Here is a 17561-nt window from a genome sequence, read left to right as displayed (position 1 = left end):
GTGACCCACGTGACCGACCAGTCGTCGACGGAGCGGCCGGGGCTCATCAACGCCCGGCCGGTCCGGCACCCGTGGCGGTGGGTGGCGGTCGCCGTCATCGTCGTGATGATCGCGATGATCATCAGCTCGTTCCTGACCAACGACCGGTGGGACTTCAGCCTCGCGGGCCAGATCATGATCCAGCAGCCGGTCATCGACGGCCTGCTCAAGGGCACCATCCTCGGCACCGTGGGGTCGATGCTCATCGGCGTGGTGCTGGGGATCGTCATCGCGGTCATGCGCATCTCGAGCAACCCGGTGCTGCGCGGGGTGTCCTTCGTCTACACCTGGTTCTTCCGAGCGATCCCCCGCTACGTGCTGCTCGTCATCATCGGCAGCGGCATCGGCTACCTCTACAACACGCTCGACATCGGGCTGCCCTTCGGCCAGCAGATCGCGGGCCTGCTCGGCCTGAGCAGCGATCTGACCATCGGGTCGCTGAACGTCAACGGCATCACCGGCTCGATCATCGGCGGCATCATCGGCCTGGGTCTGTCCGAGGCGGCCTACATGGCGGAGATCGCGCGTTCCGGCATCCTGTCGGTCGATCCCGGGCAGCGCGAGGCCGCACAGGCGCTCGGCATGAGCAACGGCAAGCTCATGCGGCGCATCGTGCTCCCCCAGGCGATGCGCGTCATCGTGCCGCCCACGGGCAACGAGACGATCGCCATGGTCAAGGACACCTCTCTGCTCATCGCGATCCCCGTCATCGCCGAGCTCAACTACCAGACCGGTGCGATCGCCAACAGGATCTTCAAGATCATGCCGGGCCTCGTCGCCTCGACCGCCTGGTACCTGATCATCTGCTCGATCCTCATGGTCGGGCAGTACTACCTGGAGCGCTACTTCGGTCGCGGCTTCGGACAGCAGCGACCCAAGACCAAGCGTTTCGCACGCCCGGCCGGGGCGGGAGGAGCCTGATGACCGAGACCACGCCGTCGACCTCCGCGCGACCACGCGCCGGCGGGGAGCACCCGCTCGTCAGGGCGGTCAACGTCATGAAGAGCTTCCACGGCAACGAGGTGCTCAAGGGCATCGACCTCGACGTGCACCGCGGCGAGGTCGTCTGCCTGCTCGGGCCGTCCGGCTCGGGCAAGACGACCTTCCTGCGCTGCATCAACCAGCTCGAGTCGATCGACGGGGGACGCATCTGGGTCGACGGCGACCTCGTCGGCTACCGCGCCGAGGGTGAGCACCTGCACCACCTCACCGACAAGCAGGTCGCTGCCCAGCGCCGCGACATCGGGATGGTGTTCCAGCGGTTCAACCTCTTCCCGCACAAGACGGCCATCGAGAACGTCATGGAAGCGCCGATCCAGGTCAAGGGCGTCGACAAGAAGACGGCACGTCAGCATGCCGAGGAGCTGCTCGCACAGGTCGGTCTCGCCGACAAGTCGGGCGCCTACCCCGGGGCCCTCTCCGGAGGCCAGCAGCAGCGGGTGGCCATCGCGCGGGCCCTCGCGATGGACCCGAAGCTCATGCTCTTCGACGAGCCGACCTCCGCGCTCGACCCCGAGCTGGTCGGCGAGGTGCTTCGCGTCATGCGGGACCTCGCCTCCGCGGGCATGACGATGATCGTCGTGACGCACGAGATGGGGTTCGCCCGAGAGGTCGCCGACCACGTCGTCTTCATGGACGCCGGCGTGGTCTGCGAGGAGGGCACACCGAAGGACGTCATCGGCAACCCGCAGCAGGACCGCACCAAGTCGTTCCTCAAGCGCATGCGCACCGAGGACGACGAGGCGCGCGCCGACGCCGCCGGGGCCTGACCGCCACCCACCCGCTCCCGGTCGGCGACACCCCGGCCTACACCGGCACCTGCCAACGCCTGCGGCTACAACCGCAGGCGTTGGCGTCTGCCCGGTGTGTCGCGGGAAGGGGCGCGGGCACAATGGGGCCATGACGACGGAGTCAGCCGCCACCCGCCCAGCCGACGAGCCCGCCCGGCCGGCCCAGCCCGGCCTGCCGGACCACGAGATCCCGACGATGTCGGTCGACGAGCTGCGGGCCACCCAGCTCGAGCGTCTCCAGCGAAGCGTGCACGCGGCATACGACAACGTCCCGCACTACCGGGCAGCGTTCGAGGCCAAGGGATTCCACCCCGACGACCTGACGTCGCTCGACGACGTGAGCCGTATGCCGTTCACGACCAAGGCGGACCTGCGCGCCAACTACCCCTTCGGGATGTTCGCCGTACCGCGCGAGCAGGTCGTCCGCGTGCACGCGAGCTCCGGGACCACCGGGCGACCCACGGTGGTGGGCTACACGAAGGCAGACATCGACACGTGGGCCGACCTCATGGCCCGCTCGATCCGCCTCGCGGGCGGCCACCCGGGCGACATCGTCCACGTCGCCTATGGCTACGGCCTCTTCACCGGTGGGCTCGGGGCGCACTACGGCGTCGAACGGCTCGGCGCCACGGTCGTGCCCGTCAGCGGAGGCATGACCGAGCGGCAGGTGCAGCTCATCCAGGACTTCGGGCCGCGCGTCATCATGGTGACGCCGAGCTACTTCCTCAGCCTGCTCGACCAGATGGAGAGCGAGGGCATCGACCCGGCGACGACGAGCCTGCAGGTCGGGATCTTCGGCGCCGAGCCCTGGACCGAGTCGATGCGCCAGGAGATCGAGCGCCGCACCGGCATGGACGCCGTCGACATCTACGGCCTCTCGGAGGTCATGGGCCCGGGCGTCGCGCAGGAGGCGGCGACGACCAAGGACGGGCTGCACATCTGGGAGGACCACTTCTACCCCGAGGTCATCGACCCGGTCACCGAGGAGGTGCTGCCCGACGGCGAGGTCGGCGAGCTCGTCTTCACGTCGCTGACGAAGCAGGCGATGCCCGTGATCCGTTACCGCACCAGGGATCTCACGCGTCTGCTCCCCGGCACGGCCGTCCCGTCGATGCGCCGCATGGAGAAGATCACGGGCCGCACCGACGACATGATGATCATCCGCGGCGTCAACGTCTTCCCGACGCAGATCGAGGAGCACGTGCTCGCCGAGCCACGCCTGTCGCCGTACTTCCAGTGCGTGCTGACCCAGCCCAGCCGGATGGTCGAGCTGACCGTCCTCGTCGAGCCGCTCACGCGCCTGGAGCCCGGCGCGGCCGACGAGATCGCGCGTACGCTCCAGCACGCGATCAAGACCCACATCGGCACGACGTGCCGCGTCGAGGTGCGCGCACCAGGATCGATCGAGCGCTCCATCGGCAAGGCGCGCCGCATCGTCGACGAGCGACCCAAGGGCTGAGGCCGCACGCAACCTCTCGCACCCACCGCGTATGCCGGGTCGCGCGGTTTGCCGGACCTGCGCGCTCTCGCGGTGCTTGACTCGGGAGGGGATCCTCCGAGCGAGCGGGGCACGACGATGGCATCGATGGCGAGTCGCCTCTGGAAGACGGCGAACACGGTTGCGGTCTGGGCCTATCGGGCCACTGGCGGCAAGGTGGGAGGGTCGGCCCGAGGCTGCCCGGTCCTGCTGCTCACCGTCACGGGACGCACGTCGGGCCGGCCGCACACCGTGCCGGTGGGCTACGTCCGGCGCGACGGCAGCTACTACCTGGCCGCTTCGGCAGGCGGGGCCCCGGCGGAGCCGCAGTGGATCCGCAACCTGCGCCGGACGAGCACGGCGACGATCCAGGTCGGCCGGCAGACCCACCCGGTGTCGGTCGAGGTGCTGCGCGGGGCCGACCGCGACGCCGCCTGGAACGACGTCGTCGTCGCGTCGCACCCCTTCTTCGCCGCCTACGAGACGAAGGCCGGCCGCCGGATCGCCGTGGCGAAGCTGACTCCGACGGGCTGACCGGGCTCGTCGGGTGGGCGCGTGCCCGACCAGGTCAGGACGTGCGCGTCAGCACGACCCAGCCGGTCGCGACCTGGCTCGTGGCCTCGGCGACCGACAGGGCGCCCGACCCGTCCGGCACCGCCTCGAGGTCCAGGTGCGTGGCGTTGCCGTCACAGGGGATGCGGACCGTCGCCACCCGCTTGCCCGTCTGCGGCTGCGACGGCGCCCCGTCGACCGCGCCGGGCTCGTCGGGGCCGAGGAGGTCGACGACGAGGAGCCCGGGCGCTGTCGCCGGCAGACAGCGGCCCGTCAGCCGGTACCGCCCGCCGGCGCGGGCGGGAAAGGGCCGCCCGGGCTCCTTCGAGCCGGACCAGAAGAGCCCGTCGGCGTCGCGCACGAGGAGGCGCGCCACCTCGGCGGCCGACGACGGTGGCATCTCGAGCTCGGTGAGCCTGACCGTCGTCCCGTCCGGGACGGACGTCATCGACGGACCCTCGACCGTCGGGCGGGGCGCCGAAGCACCCGAGGTGCAGGCCGCGACCCCCGTGACCGTGACGGCGCCGGTGGCGAGGGCTGCGAGGGCGGACGCGAGCCGGCGCAGACGCCTCCGTGGCCGGCCCGACTCGGACCGTCCCGGCGACACGGACTCGTCACTGCGCATCGGCACTCCCCTGGGCTGCGCACCGCCCCCTGCAGACGGCGCCTGCACGGTACCGCGCCGCGGCGGTGCACGCCTTGGCCCGAGGTATCAGCGGCGTGGCGCACCGCTCTGATCGACGAGGACAGACGAGTGCGCCGCACCCGCCGGACGATCGAGGAGCACGCCATGAACATCCCTCCGCACGCTGCACGTCTCGCCGGCACCTGGGCCGTCAGCAGCACTCGTCCCGCTGCGGAGCCCGTCGCTGCACCGCCCCGCCGACGCGCTCGCGACCGGTCGTCCCGGACGGCCATCGCTCGCGTCCTGCACCCGTTGAGCCGACCGATTCCTCTGTCGCGCAACGACTCCCAGAGCCCCGCAGGCACCCAACCCGCCCGGCACGCCTGATCCGCGCACACGGCATACGCCCTCGGTCAGCTGTTGCGCTGGGCTCGGCGCACGACCTCGACGGCGGCGTCGTCATCCACGCCCGCCTCGCGAGCCGCGGCGACGAAGCGCGCTGCCAGCACGCCGAGGGCTGCCTCGACCGCGTGCTCACCCGAGGCCACGACCGTGCCTGCGCGACCACGCGTCTCGACGAGGCCCGACGCCTCGAGCTCCTTGACCGCCCGGGCCACCGTGTTGGCCGCGAGGCCGAGGTCCGCAGCGAGGGCGCGCACGGTCGGGAGGTGGTCGCCCGGCACGAGGCGGCCCGTGCGGATGAGCGCCTCCAGCTGCGCGCGCACCTGCTCGAAGGGGGCCTCGTGGGAGGCGGGGTCGACGACGACGCCGAGTTCGGTCACCCGGGAAGTAACGCAGTGGCGCGCGGCCGTGTCAACGCCGGCAGGGGTGAGCGGCGTCACCGCGCATCCCTCGACAGGGCGGTCGATGGCGCCCGACCCACCCGCTAGCATCTACTACGTAATGTAGTTCTGGAGCGACCCTCGCGGAGCCCTCATGGATGCAACGGACCTGGCACGGTGGCAGTTCGCCATCACCACCGTCTACCACTTCCTCTTCGTGCCGATCACGATCGGCATGTCCCTCATCGTCGCCGTCTTCCACACCGCCTGGGTGCGCACGCACAACCCGGAGTGGATGAGGCTGGCCACGTTCTTCGGCAAGCTCTTCCTCATCAACTTCGCGCTCGGTCTCGTCACCGGCATCGTGCAGGAATTCCAGTTCGGGATGAACTGGAGCGACTACTCCCGCTTCGTCGGTGACATCTTCGGTGCCCCGCTGGCGATCGAGGCGCTGCTCGCCTTCTTCCTCGAGTCGACCTTCCTCGGACTGTGGATCTTCGGGTGGGGCCGGCTGCCCGAGAAGCTGCACGCCACGACGATGTGGCTCGTGCACATCGGCACGGTGCTCTCGGCCTACTTCATCCTCGCCGCCAACTCCTTCATGCAGCACCCGGTCGGCTACACCTACAACAAGGCCAGCGGCCGCGCCGAGCTCACCGACTTCTTCGCCGTGCTGACCAACAAGGTCCAGCTCGTCACCTTCCCGCACGTCGTCCTGTCCGCCTACATGGCGGGCGCCGGCGTCGTCATGGGCGTCGGGCTGTGGCTCATGCGCCGCGAGGCCAAGCGGGCCGCCGACGACGCGCAGGACGTCGCCCGGACCGACGCCCCGATGTACCGCCGGGCCACGCGCATCGGCGCGGCCTTCGCCCTCGTCGCCGCGGTCGGAGTCATCGTCTCCGGCGACGCGCAGGGCAAGATCATGACCGAGGTGCAGCCGATGAAGATGGCCGCCGCCGAGGCGCTCTACGACTCGGTGCCCGCCGGCCAGGGAGCACCCTTCTCCGTGCTGACGATCGGCTCGCTGGACGGGTCGCACGCCAATGCCCTCATCGAGATCCCCGGGCTGCTCAGCTTCCTCGCGACCGGCGACTTCAAGGGCGCTGTCCGGGGCATCAACGACCTCAAGGCCGAGTACGCCCAGACCTACGGCGCGAGCGGCAACCCCCGCGTCGCCGACGTCGCGACCGCGTTCGTGCCCAACATCCCGACCACCTACTGGTCGTTCCGTCTCATGATCGGGCTCGGCATGGCCACGGTTGCCATCGCGCTGGCGGTGCTGTGGCTGACCCGCAAGGGGCGCACGCCGACATCGAGGTGGCTGGCGTATGCCGCCGTGGCCGCTCCGCTCCTTCCCGTCTTCGCCAACAGCTTCGGCTGGATCTTCACCGAGGTCGGCCGCCAGCCGTGGCTCGTCTTCGGCCTCATGACCACCGCCAACGGCGTCTCGCCGAGCGTCTCCATGGGCGAGGTCATCACCTCGATGGTCGTCTTCACGCTCCTCTACGGAGCACTGGCCGTCGTCGAGATCAAGCTCTTCCTGCACTACGTCCGCAAGGGGGCCGAGCCCTTCGAGGAGCCGCAGGACCCCGCCGACCGGGACGAGGACGCACCCCTCGTCTTCGCCTACTGAGAAGGGCTGAGCTGCAATGGATCTCGCCACCTTCTGGTTCATCGTCCTCGGCGTCCTGTGGACGGGCTACCTCGTCCTCGAGGGCTTCGACTTCGGCGTGGGCATGCTGCTGCCGGTCCTCGGCGGCAAGCGCTACGCGGCAGACGCCGTCGACGCCGAGAAGCGCCGCCGCGTCCTGCTCAACACCATCGGCCCGGTCTGGGACGGCAACGAGGTGTGGGTGCTCACGGCCGGCGGTGCGACGTTCGCGGCCTTCCCGCACTGGTACGCAACGCTGTTCAGCGGTTTCTACCTGCCGCTCCTGCTCATCCTCGTTGCCCTCATCGTGCGCAACCTCGGCTTCGAGTACCGCCACAAGCGGCCCGAGGCGCAGTGGAAGGCGCGCTGGGACCAGGCGATCTTCTGGGGCTCGCTCGTGCCCGCGCTGCTGTGGGGCGTCGCACTGACCAACATCGTGCGCGGCGTGCCGATCGACGCGAACAAGGAGTTCACCGGCAACCTCTTCACGCTGCTCAACCCGGCCGGCCTGCTCGGCGGCCTCGTCTTCGTCGCGCTCTTCCTCACGCACGGCGCGATCTTCATCGCCCTCAAGACCGACGGGAAGATCCGCCACGAGGCGCGCCAGATCGCCGAGCGCGTCGGCGTCGTCGCCGCGGTGCTGGCGGTCGCCCTCCTGCTCTGGATCGGCCTGACCGACGGCAAGCTCGCCTCGTGGGTCACCACCGTCGTCGCCGCGGTCGCTCTCCTCGGCGCGCTCGCCGCGAACCGGGCCGGCCGTGAGGGGTGGGCGTTCATCGGCACGGCCGTCACGATCGCCATGGCCGTCGCGACGTACTTCCTCGTGCTCTTCCCCAACGTCATGCCGAGCACGACGAACCCCGCGTGGAACCTCACGGTCCACAACGCGTCGAGCACCGACTACACCCTCAAGGTCATGACGATCGTCGCGCTGATCTTCACGCCGATCGTCCTGCTCTACCAGGGCTGGACGTACTGGGTCTTCCGCAAGCGCCTCACGGTCCAGCACATCCCCGAGGACGCCCCCCTCGAGAAGGTGTCGCACTGAGACGGCACCACGTCCCCGCCCGACGCACGACCTCCGCACGACACTGAAGAGAGCACGGACTCGGTGAAGCCCTTCGACCCACGTCTCCTCCGGGCGGTCCCTGCCGCCCGGGGGCCCGTCGCCGTCCTCGCCGCCACCGGCATCGCGACCGGCCTGGCGACGATCGCGACCGCCTTCGCGCTGTCCGCGGTCGTCGTGGCCGTCGTGCAGGGGTATGACCTCGCCAGTCCCCTCGCGTGGCTGCTCGCGCTCTTCGCGGTGCGGGCCGTGCTCGCCGCCGCCACCGAGTGGGTCGCGGCGTGGGCGGGGGTCTCCGTGTCGTCGGCGCTGCGGGCTGCGCTGCTGCGCCGCTGGGGCACGGTCGACGCGGACGCCCGGCTCGAGCCCGGGGCAGCGGTGTCGCTCGCGACCGCCGGCACGGCGGCCGTGGAGCCGTATGCCGCCCGCTTCCTCCCGACGCTCGTGACCGCGGCGGTCGTGCCCGCGCTCGCCATCGCGACCCTGGTCGTCGTCGACTGGCCCAGCGCCCTCGTCGTCGTGCTGACCCTGCCGCTCCTGCCGGTCTTCGCGGCCCTCATCGGCAAGGCGACGGCGGAGTCGACGGAGCGCCGGTGGGCCGCGCTCGCGGCGCTGTCGGGCCACTTCCTCGACGTCGTCCGGGGCCTGCCGACGCTCGTCACCTACGGCCGCGCCCGCCGCCAAGTCACCACGGTGCGCGAGGTCAGCGACCGGCACCGGCGGGCGACGATGGAGACGCTGCGCATCGCCTTCCTGTCCTCCGCCGCGCTCGAGCTGCTCGCCACGATCTCGGTCGCCATCGTCGCCGTCACCGTGGGCCTGCGCCTCTCGACCGGCTCGATGGCGCTCGGGCCGGCCCTCGTCGCCATCCTGCTCGCGCCGGAGGCGTACTGGCCGGTGCGTCGCGTCGGCGCGGAGTACCACGCCGCCGCCGACGGCGCGGTCGCGCTCGACGCGATCCTCGCCCAGCTCGAGCCCACCCCGACCCCCACCCCGCTTTCCGCACCGAACGCCGCGTTCGGTGCCGAAAGCGCTGTCAGAACACTGAGTTCGCCGTCGAACGCCGCGTTCGGTCGGGGAGGTAGCGGGCCTGGGGGTGGCGGAGAAGTCGGGCGGGTGCGCCTGACCGGCGTCACCTACGCGTATGCCGGGTCGCCCGTCCCCGTCATCCGTGACCTCGACCTCGTGGCCGGGCCCGGGCTCACGGTCGTCACCGGCCCCTCGGGCGTCGGCAAGTCGACGCTGCTCGACCTGGTCGCCGGACTGCGCCGACCGGGTGCGGGCACCGTGCAGGCCCCGTCGTCGCACTACGTCACCCAGCGGCCCTTCCTCGCCACCGGCTCGGTGGGCTCCGCCCTGACGATCGGCCACCCGGCCACCGACGACCAGCTGTGGGAGGCGCTGCGGGCGGTCGAGGTCGACGGCGTCGTCGCTGCGCTGCCCGGTGGCCTTTCGGCCGACCTGGGCGACGACGGCTTCGGCCTGTCGGCGGGGCAGCGCCAGCGGCTGGCCCTCGCCCGCGCCTGGCTCGCCCCCGAGACGCTGCTGCTCCTCGACGAGCCGACCGCCCACCTCGACCCCGAGGGCGCGGCGCACGTCGCCGCCGTCGTGGCCGAGCTCGCGGAGCGCCGCGTCGTCATCGCCGTCACCCACCGCGACGAGCTGCTCGCCCACGCCGACCACCACCTCGTCCTCGCCTCCGCAGACGCCTCCCCGGTCGAGGTGATCGCGGCAGCGACGTCACCGTCGACATCACCTCGAACCGCGGGAGAGGAGGCTGCACGATGAGCACTGCGTCCTCCCCCGACCCGCGCGTCGAGGTGATCGCGCACCCGACGTCGGTGCCGGCATCACCTCGAACCGCCGGTGCGCAGCGGCGGGTCTGGTGGCCGTCGGCCGGCACGGTCCGCGGCGGCCTGCTCGGCGGCATCGCGACCGCCTCGGGCATGGCCCTGACCGCCACCAGCGGCTGGCTCATCGTGCGCGCCTCCGAGCGCCCCGTCATCCTCACCCTGCTCACCGCCATCGTCGCCGTGCGGGCCTTCGGCATGGCCCGGCCGGCGTTCCGCTACTGGGAGCGCCTCACCAGCCACGACGCCGCCCTCCGGCTGCTCGCCGAGCGGCGCACCTCCGCCTACGAGGCGCTGATCCCGCTGACACCGGCCCGACTCGGGCGCCGCCGCCGCGCCGACGTGCTCACCGGTGTCGTCGACGACCTCACCGACGTCGTCGACGCCCAGGTGCGCGTCACCGTCCCCGTCATCTCGACCGCGGTCGCCGGCGGCATCGTCATCGCGCTGACCATGGCGCTCGCCCTGCCGGTCGGCCTCGTGCTGCTCGGTCTCGGTGTCGTCGTCACCCTCGTCAGCGCCTTGGCCGTTCGCCTCGAGTCCCGCTCCCTCCCGGAGCTGCTCGCGGCTCGCGCCGAGGTCACCCGAGTCAGCGAGCTCATGGCGAGCCAGGCCGGCGAGCTGCGTGCCGTCGGCGGCTGGGACACCACGCTCGGCTGGCTCGACGACGCCCACGCCTCCCTCGACCGGGTCACCCGGCGCATCAGCGCCGGCCGCGCGACCGCCGGCTCCCTCTTCCTCGTCGCGGTGGGCGCGGCCGTCGCCGTCAGCGCGGTGGTCGCCTCGGGTCTCTCCGTCTCGACCCCCGTCAAGGCCCTGCTCGTCCTGACGCCGGTGGCCGTCTCCGAGGCGATCACCCCGCTCGTCGACGCGATGCGCGCCCTCGCCCGGGCCCGCGGCAGCAAGCGCCGCATCGACGCGCTCCTCGACCTCACCCCCGCCGTCGCCCTCGCCGACACCGGGACCGACACCGGGACCGGGACCGACACCCACGACGCCGCCGGGACCTCCCCCGGCCGTGACGCGTCCCGCACCTCCGGGGACCCCGGCCACCTCGACGACGGCACGCCCGGCACCCGACCCGGGCACACGGCATACGCCAGCAGTGACATCGAGGTGCGCGGGCTCACGGCCTCGTGGACGGGCGTGCAGACCGACCTCGCCCCGGTCGACCTCGACGTTCCGACCGGCAGCCGCATCGCGATCACCGGACCCAACGGGAGCGGCAAGTCGACGCTGCTCGCCGTCCTCGCGCGCCACCTCGACCCGTCCGGCGGCACCTACCGGCTCGGCGGCAGCGACGCCCTCGACCAGCCGCTCGAGCAGACCCGCTCCCGGATCGCCGTCGTCGACGACGAGACGCACGTCTTCAGCACCTCGCTGCGCGCCAACCTCGCCCTCGCCCGACCCGACGCGGACGACGCGGCCATGGCGCACGCCCTTCGAGCAGCCGGGCTCGGCCCCCTCGTCGAGAGCCTCCCCGACGGCCTCGACACGACGCTCGGAGCCGCGGGCCGTGGGCTCTCCGGCGGCGAGCGCACCCGCCTCGGCGTCGCCCGCGCCCACGTCAGCCGGCGACCGGTCGTGCTCCTCGACGAGCCCGTCGCCCACCTCGACCCGCCCACGGCCCGCGCCGTCGTCGAGGACCTGACCGGACGCACCGGGGCGCCGGGTACGAACCCGGTGTCGGGCACCGACCTGCCCGGGCAGACGATCATCATGGTGACCCACCGCGACGACGGAGCCGACCTGTTCGACCGCGTCGTCGAGGTGCGCCGCCGCCCATCGGCGACGATGTCACCGAGCACCGCACACGACACCGCAGACCCGGACGTCCGGCCGGACAACCGCACGCACGAACCCGACCCGCCACGTCGGTAGATTGGACCGCCATGCCCAGCACCCCCAAGAACCGTCTCGGCGACCTCGAGCGCGCCGTCATGGAAGAGCTCTGGAACACCGCCGACGCCCACCCCGAGGGCCGCACCGTGCGTGAGGTCCACGACTCCATCGGGGTCGAGCGCGGGCTCGCCTACACGACCCTGATGACCGTGCTCGACCGGATGGCGAAGAAGGACCTCGTCAACCGCGAGCGCGACGGCCGCGCCTGGCGCTACACCGCCGCCTCGACCCGCGCCGAGCTGACGTCGGAGTCACTGCACCACACCCTCGGCGAGCTCGCCGGCGACAAGCGCCGCACGGCACTGCTCCACTTCCTCGACGAGTCGACGCCCGAGGAGATCGACGAGCTCAAGGCGGCCCTGGCCGAGCTCGAGGCGCGCCGCCCCGGTCTGGCCGGCTGACCCCCGACCGCACCCCGAGCCTCCACACTGGTCCTGTGCTCCTCGTCGCGGCCCTCGTCGTCCTCGCGATCCTGCTCGCGTGGCCGGTGCCGCGTGCCCTCGCCCGGGCGACGGAGCTGCGGCGCGCCCCGCGGGCGGCCCTCGTGCTGTGGCAGTCGACGGCGGTCGCCGCGGTGCTCGCGGCCCTGCTGGCGGCCCCGGCTGCGATCCCGCTCCTCGTCGGCCGTCAGGTGCGGCTGTCGGAGCACTGGGCCGTGGTCGCCGTCGCCGCCGCGCTCAGCGGGGTCGTCGCCGTGCGCCTGCTCCTGTCGGGTGACCGCGTCGGCCGCAACCTCCGGGCCGCCCGCCGGCGCCACCGCGACCTCGTCGACCTCCTCGGCGTGCCCGGCGAGGGAGCCGACCGGCACATGCGCGTGCTCGAGCACACGACGCCGACCGCCTACTGCGTCCCGGGCGTGCGCCGCCGCGTCGTGCTGACCCAGGGCACCCTCGACCGGCTCGGACCCGACGAGCTGTCGGCGGTCCTGGCCCACGAGCGTGCTCACCTCAGCGCCCGGCACGACCTCGTCATGGAGTTCTTCACCGTCGTCCACGAGGCGATGCCGGGCTTCCTGCGCTGCGACGCGGCCCTGCGCGAGGTGCACCTGCTCATCGAGGTCCTCGCCGACCGGGCGGCCGTGCGGCACGCCGGACCCGTCAGCACGGGACGCGCCATCGTCGCGATGGCCGGCGGGCCCAAGCCCGCGGGCGCCATGGCGATGGCCGACAGCACCCGGGTCGCCACCGCGCGGATCGGGCTGCTCGACGCCGAACGCATCGGCGGGCTGCCGCTGCCCGTGGCCGCCGCGGGGATGTATGCCGTGTCGGTCGTCCTCGTCGCCCTCCCCGTCGTGCTCTACTCCGCCGCGATCGCCGAGCTGACCCTCGTCTGAGACGTCCTCGGCCCGCGGGGTGGGCTCGATAGGGTGGCGCCATGCGCGTACTCGTCAGCGGCGGAGCCGGCTACATCGGCTCGCACACGGTGGTCCAGCTCGTCGCGGCGGGGCACGACGTCCTGATCGTCGACAACTTCGCGAACAGCAAGCCGACGGTGGTCAACCGTCTCGAGGCACTGACCGGCACGCACCTGCCGGTGCACGCCTTCGACCTGACCGACCACGACAAGACCGAGCACCTCTTCGCCAACGAGAAGATCGACGCCGTCATCCACTTCGCCGGCCTCAAGGCCGTCGGCGAGAGCGTCGAACTGCCCCTCGAGTACTACGAGAACAACCTGGGCTCGACGTTCTCCCTCGTGCGCGCCATGCGCCGCCACGGGGTCGACAAGCTCGTCTTCAGCTCCTCCGCGACGGTCTACGGCACCAACCAGGAGGCCGCCACCGAGGACCGCACGACCTCGGCGACCAACCCCTACGGCTGGACGAAGGTCATGCAGGAGCAGATCCTGCGCGACGTCGCAGTCGCCCACCCGAGCATGCGCTTCGCGCTGCTGCGCTACTTCAACCCGGTCGGTGCCCACGTCAGCGGCAAGATGGGCGAGGACCCGCAGGGCATCCCCAACAACCTCGTGCCCTACATCTCGCAGGTCGCGGTCGGCCGCCGCGAGTACCTCCAGGTCTACGGCGACGACTACGACACCGCCGACGGCACCGGGGCCCGGGACTACATCCACGTCGAGGACCTCGCCGCCGGCCACCTCGCCGCGCTGACGAAGCTCGGCTCGATGGACGAGCCGGTCGGGGTGTGGAACCTCGGCACCGGCCACGGCACGACGGTGCTCGAGATGCTGCACGCCTTCGAGCGGGCGGTCGGGCGGGAGCTGCCCTACCGGGTCGTCGACCGTCGAGCCGGTGACGTGGCGGTGTCGTACGCCGACCCGACCAAGGCCAACCACGAGCTGGGCTGGCGGGCGACGCGCACGATCGACGACATGTGCGTCGACACGTGGCGCTGGCAGAGCGCCAACCCCACCGGCTACCCCGACGCCTGACCGACCGACAGACCCCGTCCGCGCCCGTCCCCGTCAGGGGCGGGGGTCGAGGGCGTCGTAGTCGCGGAAGGACGTGACGCGCGCGACGGTCACGACGACGAGGACCACGACGAGCGCGCCACCGACGACCGACGGCACCCACGTGGCCGTCAGGGTGGCCAGCGTCCCGGCGAACATCTGCCCGAGCCGCGGCCCGCCGGTGACGACGACGGTGAAGACGCCCTGGGTGCGGCCGCGGAGGTGGTCCGGCACCGCCGCCTGCAGGATCGACTGGCGGAAGATCGCGCTGATGTTGTCGGCGCCGCCGGAGACGGCGAGACACAGGGCCGCACCGGCGAGGGCCCACCGGTTGACGTCGCCGAAGTCCATCGAGGAGACGGCGAAGCCGCCGAGGGTCGTCACCGCCAGCACGACCCCGAAGCCGAGGATGCCGAGGCCGTACGCGACGATCGAGTCGCGGATCGCCCTGCCCTGCCAGCGCAGCCCGGTCACGCGCCCCGAGCCGAGGCTCGACAGGATGCCGCCGACGGCGAACGACGCGAGCAGGATGCCGGCGGTGACCGAGCCACCGCCGATGACGATCGCCCCGACGGCAGGGAAGAGCACCATCGGCTGCCCGAAGGTCATCGCGATGATGTCGACGACGAAGCTCATCCGGACGTTCGGCGCCCGACGCAGGTGCGCGAGCCCGTCGACGACCGAACGGAACCCGCCGGCCGGCGCGTGCTCGCCCTCGGGTCGGATGCGAGGCAGGGTCCAGAGGCCGAAGAAGCCGGCGAAGAAGAGCACGACGTCGACGGTGTAGGTCCAGGCGTAGCCGGCCCGCGCCACGAGCACCCCGGCGATGCCGGGTCCGACCGTGACCATGACCCCGGCCGAGATGCCGAGCAGCGCCGCCGCCTTGGGCAGCTGCTCCTTGGGCAGCAGGCGCGGCGTGATCGCCTGTCGGGTCGCCGAGGCGATCGTCGCCGCCACGGCGTTGACGGTCGTGATGACGTAGAACATCCACACCTGCTCGGCGCCGAGCCACACGATGGTCGCGAGCACGACCGTCGAGGCCCACGCGACCGTCGAGGCCGACAGGGCCACGGTGCGCCGGTCGAAGCGGTCGGCGATGGCGCCGCCGTAGAGGCCGGCGACGATCATCGGCAGCAGCGAGAACCAGGCGACGAGGGAGACCATGAAGGTCGAGCGCGTCAGGTCGTAGATGTGCAGCCCGACGGCCGTGTTGGTGACGAAGGTGCCGATGCCGGCGAGGGTGTTGCCGAACCAGAGCCGGGCGAAGGCGGGGCTGACCCGCAGCGGCGTCAGGTCGACGAAGTGCGAGCGACGCGTGCCCCCGGCCGGTGCCGGTGCCTCAGGGCCGGGAGGTGCGTCTGTCACGGAGCGAAACTACGCCACCGCCAGCGCGCCCCGCAGCGCGGGCAGGCAGGCCTCGACCTCGCGCAGTCGCGAGCCGTCACGGACCCACACCCAGCGTCCGTCGGCCGTGCGACGCGCGACCTGCGTGCGCACGCGCCCGTCGGCGGTGGTCGACGTCGTCATCGCCAGGTCACCGGTGACGACCGCCCGCGAGCTCACGGCCGCCTCGTCGCCGCCGAGGACCCCGGCCGCGAGCGCCGCGGCGAAGGCCTCGCGGATGGCGGCGGAGCCCGCCGCCTCGCGACCGCGCGGGAGGCTCACGACGGCGTCAGCGGCATACAGCCCCACGAGCCCGTCCACGTCGCCGGCGGCGACGCAGGCTGCGAGACGGGACTCGAGGGCCTCGGGCGCCTCGGCCCCGGGGCCGGTCGGGTGCGTGCGCGTCGTCATGGGCACACCGTGTCACCGGCCACCGACAGCGACGGTCCGGCCGCCTCCTGCGCCCCACCAGCACCCTCCCGACGCCCGTCGTGGCGCCCTCCACGGGTATCGGTAGAGATCGGACACGAGGAGTCCCCTCGCTTCGGGCCTCGGTGCGCGGTTCGCGGTGTTCAATGGGCACCATGTCGTCTCGCCCACTCCACGTCACCTTCGTGTGCAGCGGCAACATCTGCAGGTCTCCCATGGGTCACGTGATCCTCCAGCACATGGTCGACGACGCCGGGCTGTCGGACCACGTCCGCGTCAGCTCGAGCGGCACCGGCGACTGGCATGTCGGCGAGCACGCCGACCCGCGCACCGTCGAGGTGCTCGCGAGGCACGGCTACGACGGCTCGCGGCACCGGGCCAGGGAGTTCGACCCCGACGAGTTCGACGACCTCGACCTCGTGCTCGCCTCCGACGAGGGCCACGTGCGCACCCTGACCCGGCTCGCGCGCACCCCCGACAACCGCGGCAAGATCAGGCTCGTGCGCGAGTTCGACCCCGAGGCCGTCGCGGCCGGCACCCTCGAGACGGGCGACCCCTGGTACGGCGACACCGAGCACTTCGCACGGTGCTTCGCCGAGGTCGAGGCCGCCTGCCGCGGCATCCTCCACCACGTCCAGGGCCGGATCGACGGCCAGCACGACGGCCAGTACGACGGCCGCATCGCGGCCCAGCACCACGCCCAGACCCGCAACGGCCGGCCCGACCATGCGCAGCGCACGGACCCGGGGCAGCCCTGACCCGATGCGAGACCTCAACCTCACCGTGCCCGACTACCCCTATGGCTCCCCGTGCTGGGTCGACCTGCTCGTCAGCGACGTCCCGCGCGCCAAGGCGTTCTACAGCGACCTCTTCGGCTGGCAGTGGCTGAGCGGCGACCCGTCGACGGGCGGCTACACGATGGCGCTGCTCGACGGCCACCCGGTCGCCGGCATCAGCCGCAAGCCGGACGGCGCCCCGATCCCGAGCCAGTGGACGACCTACCTGCGCGTCGGTGACCTCGAGGTGGCGGCCCGCGCCATCAACGCCTACGGCGGGCGCACGCTCGGCCGCCCGGTCTCGATCGGCGCCCTCTCGCGCACGCTCATCGCCGTCGACCCCGGCGGGACCTACTTCGGCGTGTGGGAGCCGGGGGACCTGCCGGGCAGCGGGGTCCTCGACGAGCCGGGGTCGCTCACCTGGAACGAGCTGCTGACCCGCGACTACGACCGCGTGCAGGGTTTCGCCCTGTCCGTCTTCGGTCACGAGTTCACCGACGAGACCGAGCCCGGCGGCCCGCGCTGGGCGACGGCGCACACCGGTGACGGCAACCCCGCCTTCGGGCTGGCCGAGATCGACGACGAGTGGCCGCAGGAGATCCCGCCGCACTGGGTCGCCTCGTTCGCGACGCGCAACGTCGTGCCCGGCGTGGCCCGCGCCCTCGACCTCGGCGCCCGTCTGCTCCAGGGACCGTTCGACGGCCCCTACGGCATGGGCGCCGTGCTGGCCGGCCCCGAGGGAGAGGTCTTCTCGCTCCTCGTGCCCGACCTCGACTGAGGCGGCCCAGCCGGCTGTCGGCACCGATGGCGTATGCCGTGTGCCCGGGACC

At 72.3% G+C, this 17561-nt stretch carries 17 protein-coding genes; 13 read left to right on the top strand and 4 right to left on the bottom strand.

The features are described 5' to 3' along the window. The first annotated feature begins 9 nt into the window (after nucleotides 1–9). The 4 genes from ABD297_RS12890 (at nucleotide 10) to ABD297_RS12875 (ending at nucleotide 3840) form a co-directional block, all read left to right on the top strand. On the top strand, nucleotides 10–960 hold the full coding sequence (locus tag ABD297_RS12890) for an amino acid ABC transporter permease (protein ID WP_344255351.1): 951 nt from the start codon (nucleotides 10–12) through the stop codon (nucleotides 958–960). Further along, complete coding sequence (locus ABD297_RS12885) at nucleotides 960–1808, top strand: amino acid ABC transporter ATP-binding protein (protein WP_344255350.1); 849 nt, start codon at nucleotides 960–962, stop codon at nucleotides 1806–1808. Before ABD297_RS12890 ends, ABD297_RS12885 begins: the two co-directional genes overlap by 1 nt. Before the next feature lie 130 nt (nucleotides 1809–1938). Further along, entirely contained in the window at nucleotides 1939–3288 is a 1350-nt protein-coding gene (gene paaK, locus ABD297_RS12880) for a phenylacetate--CoA ligase PaaK (protein ID WP_344255349.1), read from the top strand. A gap of 126 nt (nucleotides 3289–3414) precedes the next feature. Beyond that, the gene (locus ABD297_RS12875; protein ID WP_344255348.1) at nucleotides 3415–3840 is read left to right on the top strand and encodes a nitroreductase/quinone reductase family protein; all 426 of its coding nucleotides are present in this window, start codon (nucleotides 3415–3417) and stop codon (nucleotides 3838–3840) included. Nucleotides 3841–3874: 34 nt separating this feature from the next. Here ABD297_RS12875 and ABD297_RS12870 read toward each other — a convergent pair whose 3' ends face one another. Beyond that, on the bottom strand, nucleotides 3875–4483 hold the full coding sequence (locus ABD297_RS12870; protein WP_344255347.1) for a hypothetical protein: 609 nt from the start codon (nucleotides 4481–4483) through the stop codon (nucleotides 3875–3877). 413 nt (nucleotides 4484–4896) lie between these two features. Then, complete coding sequence (locus ABD297_RS12865) at nucleotides 4897–5265, bottom strand: GntR family transcriptional regulator (RefSeq protein WP_344255346.1); 369 nt, start codon at nucleotides 5263–5265, stop codon at nucleotides 4897–4899. A gap of 154 nt (nucleotides 5266–5419) precedes the next feature. Here ABD297_RS12865 and ABD297_RS12860 point away from each other — a divergent pair, with 154 nt between their 5' ends. The 7 genes from ABD297_RS12860 to galE all read left to right on the top strand — a co-directional run bounded on the left by ABD297_RS12860 (nucleotide 5420) and on the right by galE (nucleotide 14125). Beyond that, nucleotides 5420–6898, top strand: coding sequence for a cytochrome ubiquinol oxidase subunit I (locus ABD297_RS12860; protein WP_344255345.1), 1479 nt, complete (start codon nucleotides 5420–5422; stop codon nucleotides 6896–6898). Between the two features lie 16 nt (nucleotides 6899–6914). Further along, nucleotides 6915–7964 carry a cytochrome d ubiquinol oxidase subunit II gene (gene cydB / locus ABD297_RS12855; RefSeq protein WP_344255344.1) on the top strand — a complete coding sequence of 350 codons (1050 nt, stop codon included), beginning with the start codon at nucleotides 6915–6917 and terminating at the stop codon, nucleotides 7962–7964. A 63-nt stretch (nucleotides 7965–8027) separates the two neighbouring features. Next, nucleotides 8028–9770, top strand: coding sequence for a thiol reductant ABC exporter subunit CydD (gene cydD, locus ABD297_RS12850; RefSeq protein WP_344255343.1), 1743 nt, complete (start codon nucleotides 8028–8030; stop codon nucleotides 9768–9770). Further along, nucleotides 9767–11713, top strand: coding sequence for a thiol reductant ABC exporter subunit CydC (cydC, locus tag ABD297_RS12845; RefSeq protein WP_344255342.1), 1947 nt, complete (start codon nucleotides 9767–9769; stop codon nucleotides 11711–11713). The genes cydD and cydC overlap by 4 nt, the downstream gene beginning before the upstream one ends. An 11-nt stretch (nucleotides 11714–11724) precedes the next feature. Beyond that, complete coding sequence (locus ABD297_RS12840) at nucleotides 11725–12135, top strand: BlaI/MecI/CopY family transcriptional regulator (RefSeq protein WP_344255341.1); 411 nt, start codon at nucleotides 11725–11727, stop codon at nucleotides 12133–12135. Nucleotides 12136–12170: 35 nt separating this feature from the next. Then, nucleotides 12171–13067 (top strand): M56 family metallopeptidase, encoded by an 897-nt coding sequence (locus tag ABD297_RS12835; RefSeq protein WP_344255340.1) that lies wholly within the window; start codon nucleotides 12171–12173, stop codon nucleotides 13065–13067. Between the two features lie 41 nt (nucleotides 13068–13108). Then, nucleotides 13109–14125 (top strand): UDP-glucose 4-epimerase GalE, encoded by a 1017-nt coding sequence (galE, locus tag ABD297_RS12830; protein ID WP_344255339.1) that lies wholly within the window; start codon nucleotides 13109–13111, stop codon nucleotides 14123–14125. Nucleotides 14126–14158: 33 nt separating this feature from the next. On the opposite strand, the gene ABD297_RS12825 is transcribed toward galE, so the two are convergent. Together ABD297_RS12825 and ABD297_RS12820 are read right to left on the bottom strand one after the other, a co-directional pair. Then, entirely contained in the window at nucleotides 14159–15508 is a 1350-nt protein-coding gene (locus ABD297_RS12825) for an MFS transporter (protein ID WP_344255338.1), read from the bottom strand. Between the two features lie 9 nt (nucleotides 15509–15517). After that, nucleotides 15518–15937 (bottom strand): YybH family protein, encoded by a 420-nt coding sequence (locus tag ABD297_RS12820; protein WP_344255337.1) that lies wholly within the window; start codon nucleotides 15935–15937, stop codon nucleotides 15518–15520. A 173-nt stretch (nucleotides 15938–16110) separates the two neighbouring features. Here ABD297_RS12820 and ABD297_RS12815 point away from each other — a divergent pair, with 173 nt between their 5' ends. Together ABD297_RS12815 and ABD297_RS12810 are read left to right on the top strand one after the other, a co-directional pair. After that, on the top strand, nucleotides 16111–16713 hold the full coding sequence (locus tag ABD297_RS12815) for a low molecular weight protein-tyrosine-phosphatase (protein ID WP_344255336.1): 603 nt from the start codon (nucleotides 16111–16113) through the stop codon (nucleotides 16711–16713). 4 nt (nucleotides 16714–16717) lie between these two features. Beyond that, the gene (locus ABD297_RS12810; protein WP_344255335.1) at nucleotides 16718–17509 is read left to right on the top strand and encodes a VOC family protein; all 792 of its coding nucleotides are present in this window, start codon (nucleotides 16718–16720) and stop codon (nucleotides 17507–17509) included. The last annotated feature ends 52 nt before the right edge of the window (nucleotides 17510–17561 follow it).

This window comes from Terrabacter carboxydivorans, from assembly GCF_039532035.1.
Lineage (GTDB): Bacteria > Actinomycetota > Actinomycetes > Actinomycetales > Dermatophilaceae > Terrabacter > Terrabacter carboxydivorans.
Note: the sequence above shows the minus strand (reverse complement) of the source record. Positions and strands in the feature narration are given on the sequence as shown.